The sequence below is a fragment of the Gemmata palustris genome (genome assembly GCF_017939745.1).
GTDB classification, from domain to species: Bacteria; Planctomycetota; Planctomycetia; order Gemmatales; family Gemmataceae; genus Gemmata; species Gemmata palustris.
In genome coordinates this window covers 3,167,116-3,179,845 of sequence record NZ_JAGKQQ010000001.1, presented here as the reverse complement: position 1 = coordinate 3,179,845, position 12,730 = coordinate 3,167,116, and the positions used below count along the sequence as shown (strand labels likewise).

Sequence of the window (12,730 nt, the reverse complement as noted above, 5' to 3'; positions counted from 1 at the left end):
TGTCGCGTCGGGCGCCGTGTGGCGCAAATCGTGCGGCGCTTCTTTTCGATGGTTCGTCACCAACCGGGCAGGTTATTCTCAAGTCAACCCCTCTTGCGACGAACGGTGCCTGGCCCAATAAGGCCGGTCGGGTTCACGACACTTCCAAAAAGTTGGCCATCAGACGGCGCGAGAGCACACTAAGTGGGTGAAAGGCCGGTTCGCTCACACGAGGGCCACGGATGCCCGTTTCGGTACGCAAACTCTGTCCGCCCGCGGAATCGGTGCTCTCGGACGGCGACCTGCTCGCGCGGTTCTCCTCCGCCCGCGACGAAGCGGCCTTCGCGGAACTCGTCCGCCGGCACGGGCCGGTCGTCCACCGCGTCTGTCGCCGACTGGTTCCCGCGCACGCCGATGACGCATTTCAGGCGGTGTTTCTCGTGCTCGCGTGCCGGCCGGAGCGGGTGCGCGCGCCGGGGGCGGTCGGGAGCTGGCTCGTCGGTGTTGCGGGGCACGTCGCCCGGCAAATGCGCAGCGCGGAGCGCCGACGGGCGGTACACGAGCGCGCCGCGGCGCGCCACGAGTCCCGTGATCCGTGGGCGGACGCGCACGAACTCGCCGCAATTCTGGACGACGAACTGACCCGGCTCCCGGACGGGCTCCGCGCGCCTGTCGTGTTGTGCCTGATGCGCGGGCGGACCCACGCACAAGCCGCAACGGACCTCGGCGGTAGTGTGCGCACTCTTCGGCGCCGATTGGACCGGGCGAAGGAGCTGCTCCGCGCCCGACTCGAACGGCGCGGGGTGATCCCGGCGGTCGCAACCGCCCTGGTTGCGGGAATCGGTGAAGCGGTCGGCGCGGTTCCGCCCGTTCTGGCCCGGCAGACGGTGGCAAATGTGTTTCAGTTCCTCGCCGGCGGTGCCCCCACTGCGCCGGCGGCGATTGTCGCGAAAGGAGTCGTAAACGATATGGCCAGGTTCAAAGTGCCCGCGCTGCTGGCGCCCGCCGCGGCGGTCCTCGTGTGCCTCGGGTTCGTGTGGTCCCAAGACCCGCTCAAACCCATTGATCCGCCTTTGCGGGAGATCCCGCCGACCGCCGCACCGCCCGCGCCGTCGGTGATAAGCCCGCCGTGGATCGACGCGGGCGAAGCGCCCAAGAACGAGACGCGCACGGCCAACTTCGTGGTCCACGCGCCGACTCCGGTAATGGCCCGGGTTATGGCGTCCGAAGCCGAGTACCACCGGCGCGAACTCGCGCTCCAGTGGCTCGGTAAGGAGCTGCCGGCGTGGTCCAAACCGTGCTTCATTCGGTTCGCTCCGGGACAAGTCGGCGGCGGAGCGACCACCTTCACATTCGGTAACGGCGCGAACGGGGCACCGACCGTCACCTCGATGGAAATGACTCTGAGTGGGGAGTTCATGGGCGTGCTAACCAACGCGCTCCCGCATGAGGTGACGCACACCGTACTGGCGTCGTTCTTCGGCAAGCCGGTCCCGCGGTGGGCGGACGAAGGGCTGTCCGTTCTGGCAGAATCCGCGACCGAGCAGTTCAACCACGACGTCCGTGTTCGCGAACTGCTCAACGCCGGGCGCGGGATTCGGCTCCGGGTGCTCGTGCGCATGACCGAGTACCCCAAAGACATGATCGTCCTTTACGCCCAGGGGCACTCACTGACCCGGTTCCTGGCCGGGCGGACGAAAGGGGTACCGGTGCTCATGGACGTCCCGATACTCGGTGATTTGTTTAAAAAGAACGCGGAGAACGAAGGGCGCCGCCGGCTCTTGACGTTCTTGTATACGGGCACTGAGGGTAACACCGCCGAGTCTTGGGACAAGGCCGCCAAAGAGGTCTACGGGTTCGAGTCAATCAACGATTTGGAGGAAGCATGGTTGGAATGGTTGAAGAAGCCGATAAGCGCGCTCCAACCACCATCGGACTCAACCCCCCGCGCACCGAAAGCGAACCCGGGTTCGTTGCACCAGATCCCGCCGACGGAACTACCGCTGCCTAGGGGCAGGTAGCGCTGGGAGTGCCCGGGAGAATTTCGTAGGGTGGCAGTGCCCCTACGAAAGGAGTTCCGGTGTTCGACCCGTCAGTGTACTCGCCGACCATTTCCGCTCTCCTCGCGGCGCGAGTTGTAGTTCCCCTCGGCCCCGGCGCTCCTGATGACGCGGTCCGGGGGCGGCTCGCGGCCCTCGACGACGCCGCGCTCGGGCGCGTGGTGGACCGGGACGCGGCCGCCGCGTGCCGGTCCGGGTTGTGGATCGCGTTCAACTTCCTGGACGAATCGCACACCATCAGCCAGGACATCAACACCCACGAGGGGAGCTTCTGGCACGCGATCATGCACCGCCGCGAACCGGACCCGTTCAACAGCAAGTATTGGTGGCGCCGGGTGGGGGCGCACCCCGTTCTGGATCACCTCCGCGAACGTACCCCGGAGGTGAGCTACTCGTTCACCACGCCCGAAGCGTTCGTCGATTTCTGTGAGAAGGTGCGCGACACGTCGAGCGCCGATGAGGAGATCGCCAGGCGCGTGCAGCACCTCGAATGGGAACTACTGTTTGCGTGGTGCTTCGATCGTGCTGTGGGGAAGTGATCTGGTCACGATTCCAGTAGTTCGGATGGACGCGGGAGGGATAAAATCAGATGGCTGGAGCAGTGCCGAGCCGGGTTACGCCTCGACGCCGACCACTTGCAGCCAACGGTCCTCCAGCATGCGAGCGTAAGTGACTGCGTCCAGGCCATAAGCTCCGAGGGCGAATGCGTCGTTCGCCTCGACCAGTAAGGTGCGCCCGTCGGCCGTGACGCCGAAGTCCAGCGCGCACGCGACCGGACCGGGTGAGTACGCGGCGACGGCCCGGCGCACCGTGTCACTGTCCGGCACGATCGACCACTCACCCCTGTAGTGGGCCAACCCCACAACTGCTCCGCGGTGAACGAAGTACCGCCACTCCGACACGAACGCGACCGGTTCGGCGGTTTGAATACGGGTGTCGTCGTCGAGGTGCTGCAGCCGCCCCAATTCGACCGCTCCGGTAACGACGGCCCCGGCGAACGATTTGGTCTCCACTTGCGGTTTGATGAACAGCGGAGAAGCGTCTGGAGAACGGAAGCGCTCGCGCACGGCCCCGAGGGTCGTCTCCCAGACCGCGCGGCCGGCGAAACCGAGCAGCGGACCGGGCAAGTTCAAGGGCGGCGGCACGGGGGCGCCGATCTGTCGCAGGGCCATGTGAACGGCCACGGTGCCCCCGACAACGAGGGTGAGCGGGTCGAGCCGGAGGCACTTCTGGGTCAGATCCTCCCACTCGAAGAAGTCGAGCGGGTACGCGAGGTGAGAGAACCCGCGCCAGGCGGTGTAACAGGCCTCGCTAGCGATCTCGCCACCGGCCCTCTTGATGTACACGCGCCGCAGCCTCATCCGCTTTGCTCTCCACCGCGTAACGAACGAGCGCCCGCTTTTGGGATCGCCTCTCGCTTACCGGTACCGGCCCGCTCCAGCGTATCGCCCCCGCCGGCTCCCCGCTACTGTTTGTCGAGTACCAGATCCGCGACCCAACACCCGCGCACATGGACTCCCGGTCCACGGCAGTGGTTCAGCACATCGGTGGCGTCGCAGCCGGCGTCTTGGAGCGCGTCGGCCAAGATCGGCATCGCGCTGAAGTCACGCGATTCGTACATCTGCGCCGCCAGCGCGACCGCCGTTGGGGTGCGCCACGACGGGGAGAAAGTCACAGGACGGAACGGGTTCCCGAAGATGTTGTGAATGAGCGCGACGTGAAACTCGCAGGCGGCTTTGGTATCACCCCGTAGTGGTCGTTCGCCTGAATCGCACTGTGAGGTTGCGATTAAATCACCTAGTGCCTGCACAGAGCGAAGAAAGTCGTATCCCCAGATCCGCACCGACTTGTCTACGCAGGGCAACACTGCGGCTGCGGCAGTGAGCGATGCACTCGGAATGCTCCCGCTCCGCCAATGGGGTATCAACGCCTCCGGCGCCGAGTGAGCGGCTCGGCGGGCAATGAGCCGCGTTCGATCATCGGCCAGTCCATCGGCATACTGTTCTCCAATTTCTACGGCTCGCTGAGACGCGATATCTGCTAACAATGGCCAAAGCACCCTTCCACACGCGACGGCGAACAAACGCATCTTCCGGTCGCTCGCTTTGCCTCGAAGGAACTCCAGCATCAGCGTCGGCTCGGTAGCCGCCAACCATTCTTCTTCGGTCATCGCTCGTCCTCCCGCTTCAGCATGACCGATGCGGCACTGCGTGCCAAGTCTTGTGTGTGGGCTCCGGGCCGCTGTGGGTTCGGCATCAGCGTGCGCGACGCAGCACAAGTAGGGTAAAAATTTCCACTGTGTTCTTTGAGACAGAGTGTCTATTCGGTATAATTTGAACGGTGATCGAAACTGCAGAGTTAGGCGGTGAAGGGGCTTTAATCGCAGCAATTCGGGCACGAATGTTAGCCGTTGTTAGTGGCGAATAGCGTTTTCCAAGGCGAAAACCGTAGTCGCGGCGATTGTCCTCAAATTGTTAGCAATTGTTAGCTTCGGGTCTGGATCGCGGGCGCGGGCAACCGCGGATGATCGGGTCAGCAGCTCAATAACCCTTCCTGGCTGGGGCGGGGAGCGCGTCTGAAAAGTTCGCACGCACCTGAAGATGTGCGAATTATTTGGAGAATGCCGTCCGTACCGCTGGCGGCGCGGGTACGCGGTTGGAACAGGATGTGCAACCAATTGCGTCTTGGGTTAGCGTGAATGAACGCGACACGCGCTTGGAGGCCGCACGATGATTCGAGCACGTTCTGCAGTCCGGTGGACACTTTACGGCCTCGGCGCGTGCCTCGCGCTCGTGATCCTCGTCCGCGTCGGAGTTGGGGCGTACCTGGGCACCGACGCGGGCAAGTCGCTCGTGAGTCGGAAGATCACCGCGCAAATCGGGATGCCGGTCGAGGTGACGAGTGTCCGCCTCGGACTGGTCACGTCCGCGATCGGGATGAAGGTGCTCGACCCGGCCGCGCCGGACCCGAACAAAGCCGAAGTGTTCGCGGTCGAGAACGCATCCGCCGATGTCTCGCTCTTCGGGCTGGCCACGAGCCGCATCGCGCCGAAAACGGTGACGCTCAAGGGTGTGAACCTGACGCTCCACGTTAACGCTGATGGGAAGGTCATTACCACGCTGCCGAAGTTCCCCGAGGGTGGAGGAGGGGAGGGGGGCGAACTGCCCACGATCACCCTCACCAACGGCCAACTCACGATTCGGCAGGACGGCCGCCCGGAGTTCGCCCTCCAGAACCTCAACGCCACCGTAACACCGGCCGGCGACCGCGTGAAGCTGGCTGGCACGATCGACGACCCTGCGTGGTCGAAGTGGACCATCTCCGGCGACGTGGCTCGGAACGGGTCGGCGGGCGAGGTCCGGCTCGCGACCGATGACGGCCCGCTCACAATGGACCGGCTCGGGTCGATCCCGTTCGTGCCGGCGTCGGTGTGGCAGCGGGTGAAACCCGATGGGCGCGGGGGCGCTGCGCTGCGCCTGTGGCTCGATTCGGTGGGCGAAGTTCACTACGCGGTGGATCTCAAACCCGCTGGCGCCGCGCTCGCGCTACCCGATGCGAACGTGACACTCGCGAAGGTCACCGGCGAGATCAACGTGACGGGCGCGAAGGTGAAACTCGTCGGCGCGAAGGCGGAACTCGCCGGGGGCACGGTTGCGGTCGATGGCGACGCGGACTTCGGCCCGGAACCGACCGTTCTGAACCTGAAGGCATCGGCCGCGGACCTCGATCTCAAAAAGTTGCCCGCGGAATGGAAGCTGCCGAAGGACGTGGAAGGCAAACTCAAGGGTACCGCGGATCTCGTGCTACGGGTCTTCTCCGACGGGCGCATCGAGCCGAGTGGCGGCGGTTCGGGCATCATTACCGAAGTGAAGATCGTCGGCTTCCCCGGCGACGACATTCCGATTCACTTGCGGAAGGCCGGGAGCCAGTACGAGTTCCAGCGACCCAAGAAAGACGCGAGCAACACGCGACCCCCCAATGCGCCCGTGCGCAACGCGGCGCGACAGGAGAAGAAGCCCGCCGATCCGCCGAAGAAGGACGACAAGAAGGAACCGGCTAAGGGCGGTGAGCCGACGCTCGACGCGACCGTCCGCTTCCGCGACGTCAACATCGCCGAACTGCTCGAAAAGCTGAAGGTGAAGGTCAACTACAAGATCAGCGGGAGGGTGAGCGCGGAGGCAACCATTGCGGTTCCGGTGAGCCAGGCGGTGAGCCAAGCCGCGTACAAGTTCACGGGAAAAATCACATCCTCAGCGCTCACGCTCGAAGGGCTCACGCTCCGCGATCTCTCCGCGAACATGATCTATCAGGACGGGAAATTCACCCTCACCGATCTCACCGGCAAGATCGATCAGCCGAGCGCGGGCGGGCAACAATCCGGCACGTTCCGCGGTACACTTACGGCTGCGACCGCGCCGCCGGGTGACGTAAGTGCTGCGCTCACGATCGATCAGATTCCGCTCGGCGAAGTGCTCAAAGCGCTCCCCGATTTCAAGCTCGATCTGAAGGGGACCGTTTCCGGCAAAGTGGCGATGAAGGCGCCCTACGAGAAGCTCTCGGACCCCAACGAGTGGAGCGGTTCGGCCGAAGTGACTTCGACCGAGCTCGTGGTGGAGAACCGCAGCGCGAAGGACATCCGCCTCTCGGCCACGGTCGCGAAGGGCGTCGTCGCGCTCAAGGACGCGAACGTCACTCTCGAAGGTATTCCCGTCACCGCCGAGGCGACGCTGGGGCTGGCCGGCAAGTACCCGTTCTCGGCCGTGGTGAAGACGACCGGGACGAACATCACCGACTTGCGGAAACTGGTTCCCGAAGTGCAACTCCCGGCACCGGTCGAGGGCGTGCTGGAAACGGAGTCGCGCGTGACCGGCACGGTCGCACCGCTCTCGTACACCGCTACGGGTAGCATCAAGGCCACGAAACTTACGCTCGCGAAATCGAGCGCCAATCACGTCGAGCTGAAGTGGGAGCTGACCCCCGAAAAGCTCGTCGTCTCCGACCTCAAGGCGAACGCCTTCGGCGGGACGCTGACCGGTTCCGCCGATGTCCCGTTCGCGGCGGACAAGGCGGGTGCGTTCGGGGTTGAGTTCAAAGACCTAGACGCGGGCGGCGCGACCGAACTCGTACCGGACTTCCCCGTGAAGATCGCGGGCAAGGTGTCCGGGAAGGTCGGCGGAGAGATTCCTCCCGCGAAGGAGGGGCAGGGGCGCGTGGGCAACCTCAATTTGGACCTCACCGCGCCGCGGTTGACCGTTCAGGGCATTCCCGCCGAGCGCCTCACCGGAAAGGTCGCTCTCAAGGGCGGCGCGGTGGAGTACGAACTCGAAGGTAAGACGTTGGGCGGGTCGTTCGACATTAAGGGCCGCTACCCGGGCCTGAAAAAAGACAAGGAACCGGGCGGGCAGGGGAAGCGCGACCGCGGGGCGTTCAAGTTGACCGGCGTGGACCTCGCGCGGCTCGCCCGCGGCATCGGGTTCACCGCGCTCGAACCGCTCCGCGGTCGGCTCGATGCGAACTTCGACTTCGAGAACGATCTCTCGTCCGGTTCCGGCCGCATCACCGTCACGCGCCTCGAGTGGGGCGGGACTCTGCTCTCGCAAGAGGTGGTGGGCGTGCTGGTCATGCGCGACGGGGTGCTGCAACTCTCGGACGTTACGGGCCGCGTCGCGGGCGGCGAACTCCGCGCACGCGGCCAGGTGCGGCTCGAACAAACGCAGCGCAACTTCTTCACGCTCGCCCTCACCGGCGCGGACGCGAAGAAGCTGCTCGCGCCGTTCGGGAGTTCTAACGACCTGCTCGACGGGCCGGTTTCGGTGGTCGTTCACGCCCGGCTCGGGGGCGAGAGCCGCGGGTCGGGCACACTCACGGTGCCGCGCGGGAGCGTGTCCGGCGTGCAGGTGAGCGACCTCCGCGTGCCGTTCACGTTCGCGAGTGCCGCGGGCGGGTACGGGCGGTTCACCGTGCGCGAGGCGTCCGTTCAGGCCGGGTCCGGGCGCGCCCGGGCCGATTTGTCACTCGATTGGGGCACCGAGACGCGCCTGGACGGGGAGGTGAAGTTCACCGACGTACCGCTGCGGGCCGTCGCGCCGGGGCTCGGCGAGAACGCCCTCCTGGGTAGCGGGCGGCTCACGGGGCGCTTCGACCTGAAGGGCACGCGCGTGCGCTCGATCGACGACGTGAGTGGAACGCTGATCGCGAGTCTGAACAACACGTCGGTGAAGGAAATCCCGGTTCTGCGCCAGGTTACCCCGTTCCTGAACACGACCGGCCTCGTGAAGCCGTTCCAGTCGGGCGACGTCCGCGCGACTCTGAGCAAGGGCGTGTTCCGCGTCGAGCGAATCGCGCTGGCGAACCCGGCGGCGCAGTTGTTCGCGGAAGGGACCATCGCCACCAGCGGGCGCGTGGACCTGAACGTGGTCGCGCACACGGGAACGATCGGCCCCGACGTTCGCGCGCTACGGGTGTTCGGGCTCCGCGTCCCCACGTTCGGCCCGGTCCCGGTCGCGCTGATCCGCGACGTGAGCGATTTTCTCTCGAACCGAACGGTGCGCCTCACGATCACCGGTTCGACGAGTAACCCCATCGTGCGCGTGAACGTGGGGGCGCTCCTGACCGACCAGGCCGTGCGCTTCTTCCTGTCGCGGTACGTACTTCCGGCCGAAGCCGCCGGCGTCCTCGGCCTCGGTTCCATGAGCAACAAGTGACGCGGTCGTGCGGAGAAAGTGCAGAGTTTGGGATATATCGAGGAGAACGGTTTAAGAGGACGTTTCATTTGGCCCGATAACACCGATGCCCCAGGTAAGCTGGAAAGGAGCCGGTGTTATGGTAATTCGTGCTCGGGCCGGTGTTGCCCTCGGGTTGATGCTAATCGTTGTAACGGGGTGTTCGACCGTGGGCGAATCGCTCGGGTTCAGCACACCGACGAATCCTTTAAACAAGAACGCGAAGGCCGTGCGCGACACGGCCCCCGTTCCCGCACCGGTGCCGCGGGAACTTGCCATGTCGCTCCTCGCTCCGCACGTGGTCGAAGCCGGTGACACGCTGCTTGTGCAACCGGTTGAACTCGACGCCCCGGTTCGGCTCCCGCCGGATCAGCCGGTACAGCCCGACGGCACCATCGACCTCGGCCAGTACGGGCGCCCGGTGGTCGCGGGCAAGACGCTGCCGGAAGTCGAAGTGCAAGTGCGCGACGCGATCAAGTCGAAAGAGAAGAACGCGGTCGCTGTGACGGTGCGGTTGCTCGCGCGGCCGGGGAAAGTGTTCTACGTGCTCGGCGAAGTGAACGCCCCCGGTGCGTTCCCGATCACGGGCCACGACACGGTGCTCTCCGCGATCACCCAGGCCGGTGGACCGACGCGCCGGTCGTCGCCGCAGAACATCATCGTCGCCCGCCCCTCGGCCCCCGACGGGTGCCGCACGGTGCTCCCGGTGTGCTACACGAACATCGTGCAACTCGGCGACACTTCGACGAACTACCAGATCCTGCCGGGCGACCGGATCTTTGTGCCGAGCAAGGGGACGTTTGAAGACCTCTTCGGCGGGCACTTCAACCGCGGCGGCCCGTGCAACGGTCCGCAGGTCTCCTGCTTCAGCGGCAACTGCGCTCCGGCGTGCGGCGGGTTGCCCGCGGTGCCCGCTCCGAAGCCGTAACGGTTCAGTGACTCCGTGCCGGTGTTCCACAGCCGTACCGAGGGTGTGATGACACTCACCCTCGGCGCGCACCGAACCCGGCGCGGCTCCGCAGTGTCGACTTCTGACATTTGCGACTCACCGCACAAACCGGTGAGCGTTATTGTTGCGAGTCACAGGGGCACGTCGTGAGTGCGTTTTTGCCGCTGACTATTTCGCCCATCGACGGACCGCTCGTGTTTCTGGCGGGTCCGATCCAGGGCGCCCCGGACTGGCAGGCCGAAGCGCTTCAGTGGTTCGCGGAACACGCCCCGGCCCTCGCCGTCGCATCACCCCGGCGCCCCGGCCCGCGGCGCGACTCCGAGTACGCGGCGCAAGTCGATTGGGAAACGCACCACTTGCGCCGGGCGGCCGGGCACGGCGTGATCCTGTTCTGGCTGGCGCGCGAGGCGGTGAGCGTGCCCGGTCGGGCCTACGCCCAGACCAGCCGGTTCGAGTTGGCCGAGTGGAAGGTGCGCCACGAGCGCGACGGGGTGCGGCTCGTGGTCGGGCTCGAGGACGGGTTCAGCGGGGCGCGCTACATCCGGCACCGGTTCGGCCAGGACTGCCCGGGGGTGCCGGTGGTGTCCGCGCTCTCGACCGCGTGCGCTGCGGCGGTCGAACTCGCCCGCACCGCTCCGGGAGCCTGAAGCGGCGCGGTACAGGGTCGCAGCCGAGTGCGTTGCAGGCCGCTCGCGCGGTACCGGATCAGATGTAGTCGCGAACTCTTTGAGGCCCCGGTATTTACTTGGGTAGCGGGAAGAAGACGGGGATGTCGATGGTCTTGTCGCCGCGCGTGACGGTGATGAGGCAATCGCCCTGGCACACCAGCGCACGTCGGAGCACTTTGCGGAATTGCTCGGAGTGCCCGGCCGGGGCGTCGTCGATGGACCGGATCAGGTCGCCCTTGGCGATCCCGCTGGTGCCGAACGGGGTGTTGGGCTTGATCCCGGTGACGACCAAGCCCTCCTCGTCGTCGGCCACCAACAGGCCCGTGTCGGACACCTCGAAGAACTTGTACGGGGCCGTCGCGTCCTTCACGCGCGACTCGATCGTACAGTTCACCGGAAGGGCATCCTTATCGCTCGGCAGGCGAACCTCGCCCGACGCGCGGATCAGGTTGCCTCTCGTCTCGCTCGACTGCGTCAGATCCACGTCTCCGTCCACCAGCAGCACACATGCGCCAACCCCGTGCCAGCCGGTAAAGTTGCCGCGACACACGACGATGCCCCGGGCGGTCAGGACGCCCTTCGACGGCTCGAACTCGGGGGTCTCGCCCCACACGTCCCCGTCGCACGCGACAAACGCGGTGTCGATCCTTCTCGCTTGAACCGGCCCAAGAACCAGAAACTGCTCCGCGCGTGAGGGCCTCATCCCCAGATGTGCCGGGCCGCCGATCGAGGCGAACCGGATACATTCCGGCGGAAAGGGCACCTGGACCATCCGATCCGTCCGAATGCTCCAGGTTGAATCACCCTTGCTACGGAACTGCTCTGGATAGGGGCCGTCGTGGGATCGCGCAACTACGCGCGAGTGCAGGGCGAGCATCTTCTCGAACCGCTCCCAACTCCCCTTCGGGCACGACTTGGCGAAGAGATCCATCCCGGCTTTCGCGGCGCGCGGCCCGACGGTCCACAGATCGGCCTCGGCCCGGGGCTTCCAGAACTGGTGCCACTCGGTCAGTAGGTCGATGCGCCCCTCGCGCACGCAGGCATCGATCGCCGGGACCACCGCCTCCTGGCGGGCCTTCTCGTGCGGAACCAGCAGAGCCGCGGCCCGACGCGCGATGTCCTGATCCGCGGACCGGGCCGCGCGGCGCAGCCACGGCCGCGCGTCGGCCCGGTCCCGTAGAGCCGCGAACGACTCGTCGCGCACCTTCGCGCTCGGGTCGCCCAGGGCGTCCACCAGAGCCTTCGCGGGCCGCTCCGGTGGCACCGGGGCGGCGAGTATTGCGCCGACCACCGCCACGGCGATCGACGCCATCGTGAAGCGCAACATGTGTGTCCCCCGGGTTGTCCTTTGGCCGGTCAATCACATTGTTGCGGATTTCCCAATTTGCATCCGCATAATTTTTGCGAATGATTGCACGCGGGTATTATCCTGACATGAGCGTGCGTGAGTCCAGCCGGGCAACGTCGCCCGAAGTACGATAACGCGAGCGCGTGGGGAACGGGTCGCCGGGCGTCATTTCGGCCGGTCGAGCTGCGGGGCTTGCGGTCGGCACGAGATCGGTCATGCTGGGAGCGGCACCAGGGGGCGATCAATGACCGAAGCGGAATGGCTCGCGTGCGATGATCCGATGCCGATGGTGAGACTCCTTTGGCACAAGGTAAGCAACCGGCAGCGAAGGCTTTTTGTGGTTGCGTGTGCGCACTGTATCTGGGACCGAATCCCCGCCGGGGATATGCGTGAGGCCGTGGCCACTGCCGAGCGCTATGCTGATTCGTCGGCAACGCACGAAGAGTTCTATGAGGCGGGCACGGCGATGTACGGGTACACCTTCAGGACGGCGACTCTTGAAAAGCGAGAATGGGGGTTCGGCGCACCCGACAAGCGAAGTGTTCACAGACACTGCCTATTAGCAACGTTCGGCGACAGAGGACTGGCAAACCTGGAGACGCTCAATGCCTGGAATGACTCCCGCATATTGACGGGCCGGTTCCAACCATTTTTGCTTCGCGAGATCCTCGGGAACCCGTTCCGCCCCGTGCCTTTCTCTCCTTCGTGGCGCACCGACACTGTTCTCGCGCTCGCGTCCCAAATGTACAAGTCGCGCGAGTTTAGCGCGATGCCGATTCTGGCCGACGCGCTCCAGGACGCCGGGTGCGACGCCACCGATGTGCTGAACCACTGCCGTGGGCCGGGGCCGCACGTGCGCGGGTGCTGGGTCGTCGATCGGGTGCTGGGGAAGGAGTAGCGGGGGGGCGGGTGTTGGTTTGTAGGCGACGGATGGCAGCGCGGGAGGTGCGCACGGGTTTCCCAGGGGGCGCCCGCGTTGCGGTCGACCCCTGGGCTGGGGAGTG

9 protein-coding genes are annotated in these 12,730 nt (G+C 65.7%); 6 read left to right on the top strand and 3 right to left on the bottom strand.

The window, feature by feature from the left end; translation table 11 throughout:
* Nucleotides 1–221 precede the first annotated feature (221 nt).
* A complete protein-coding gene (locus tag J8F10_RS12905; RefSeq protein WP_210654209.1) occupies nt 222–2,000 on the top strand; it encodes a sigma-70 family RNA polymerase sigma factor in 1,779 nt (592 codons plus the stop codon).
* A gap of 59 nt (nt 2,001–2,059) precedes the next feature.
* On the top strand, nt 2,060–2,578 hold the full coding sequence (locus J8F10_RS12900) for a hypothetical protein (RefSeq protein ID WP_246523241.1): 519 nt from the start codon (nt 2,060–2,062) through the stop codon (nt 2,576–2,578).
* A gap of 75 nt (nt 2,579–2,653) precedes the next feature.
* Here the strand turns inward: J8F10_RS12900 and J8F10_RS12895 are convergent, their stop codons facing one another.
* On the bottom strand, nt 2,654–3,400 hold the full coding sequence (locus tag J8F10_RS12895) for an ATP-grasp domain-containing protein (RefSeq protein ID WP_210654208.1): 747 nt from the start codon (nt 3,398–3,400) through the stop codon (nt 2,654–2,656).
* 104 nt (nt 3,401–3,504) lie between these two features.
* Nucleotides 3,505–4,209, bottom strand: coding sequence for a hypothetical protein (locus J8F10_RS38780; RefSeq protein WP_246523239.1), 705 nt, complete (start codon nt 4,207–4,209; stop codon nt 3,505–3,507).
* Between the two features lie 559 nt (nt 4,210–4,768).
* On the opposite strand from J8F10_RS38780, the gene J8F10_RS12885 reads away from it, so the two are divergent.
* From J8F10_RS12885 to J8F10_RS12875, 3 genes are all read left to right on the top strand, one after another.
* Nucleotides 4,769–8,743 carry an AsmA-like C-terminal region-containing protein gene (locus J8F10_RS12885; RefSeq protein ID WP_210654207.1) on the top strand — a complete coding sequence of 1,325 codons (3,975 nt, stop codon included), beginning with the start codon at nt 4,769–4,771 and terminating at the stop codon, nt 8,741–8,743.
* Nucleotides 8,744–8,861: 118 nt separating this feature from the next.
* Nucleotides 8,862–9,689 carry a polysaccharide biosynthesis/export family protein gene (locus J8F10_RS12880; protein WP_210654206.1) on the top strand — a complete coding sequence of 276 codons (828 nt, stop codon included), beginning with the start codon at nt 8,862–8,864 and terminating at the stop codon, nt 9,687–9,689.
* 167 nt (nt 9,690–9,856) lie between these two features.
* Complete coding sequence (locus tag J8F10_RS12875) at nt 9,857–10,357, top strand: nucleoside 2-deoxyribosyltransferase domain-containing protein (protein WP_210654205.1); 501 nt, start codon at nt 9,857–9,859, stop codon at nt 10,355–10,357.
* Nucleotides 10,358–10,451: 94 nt separating this feature from the next.
* Here J8F10_RS12875 and J8F10_RS12870 read toward each other — a convergent pair whose 3' ends face one another.
* A complete protein-coding gene (locus tag J8F10_RS12870) occupies nt 10,452–11,705 on the bottom strand; it encodes a PDZ domain-containing protein (protein ID WP_210654204.1) in 1,254 nt (417 codons plus the stop codon).
* Nucleotides 11,706–12,414: 709 nt separating this feature from the next.
* Between J8F10_RS12870 and J8F10_RS12865 the strand changes: the two genes are divergently transcribed.
* A complete protein-coding gene (locus J8F10_RS12865; protein WP_246524616.1) occupies nt 12,415–12,624 on the top strand; it encodes a hypothetical protein in 210 nt (69 codons plus the stop codon).
* Nucleotides 12,625–12,730: the final 106 nt, after the last annotated feature.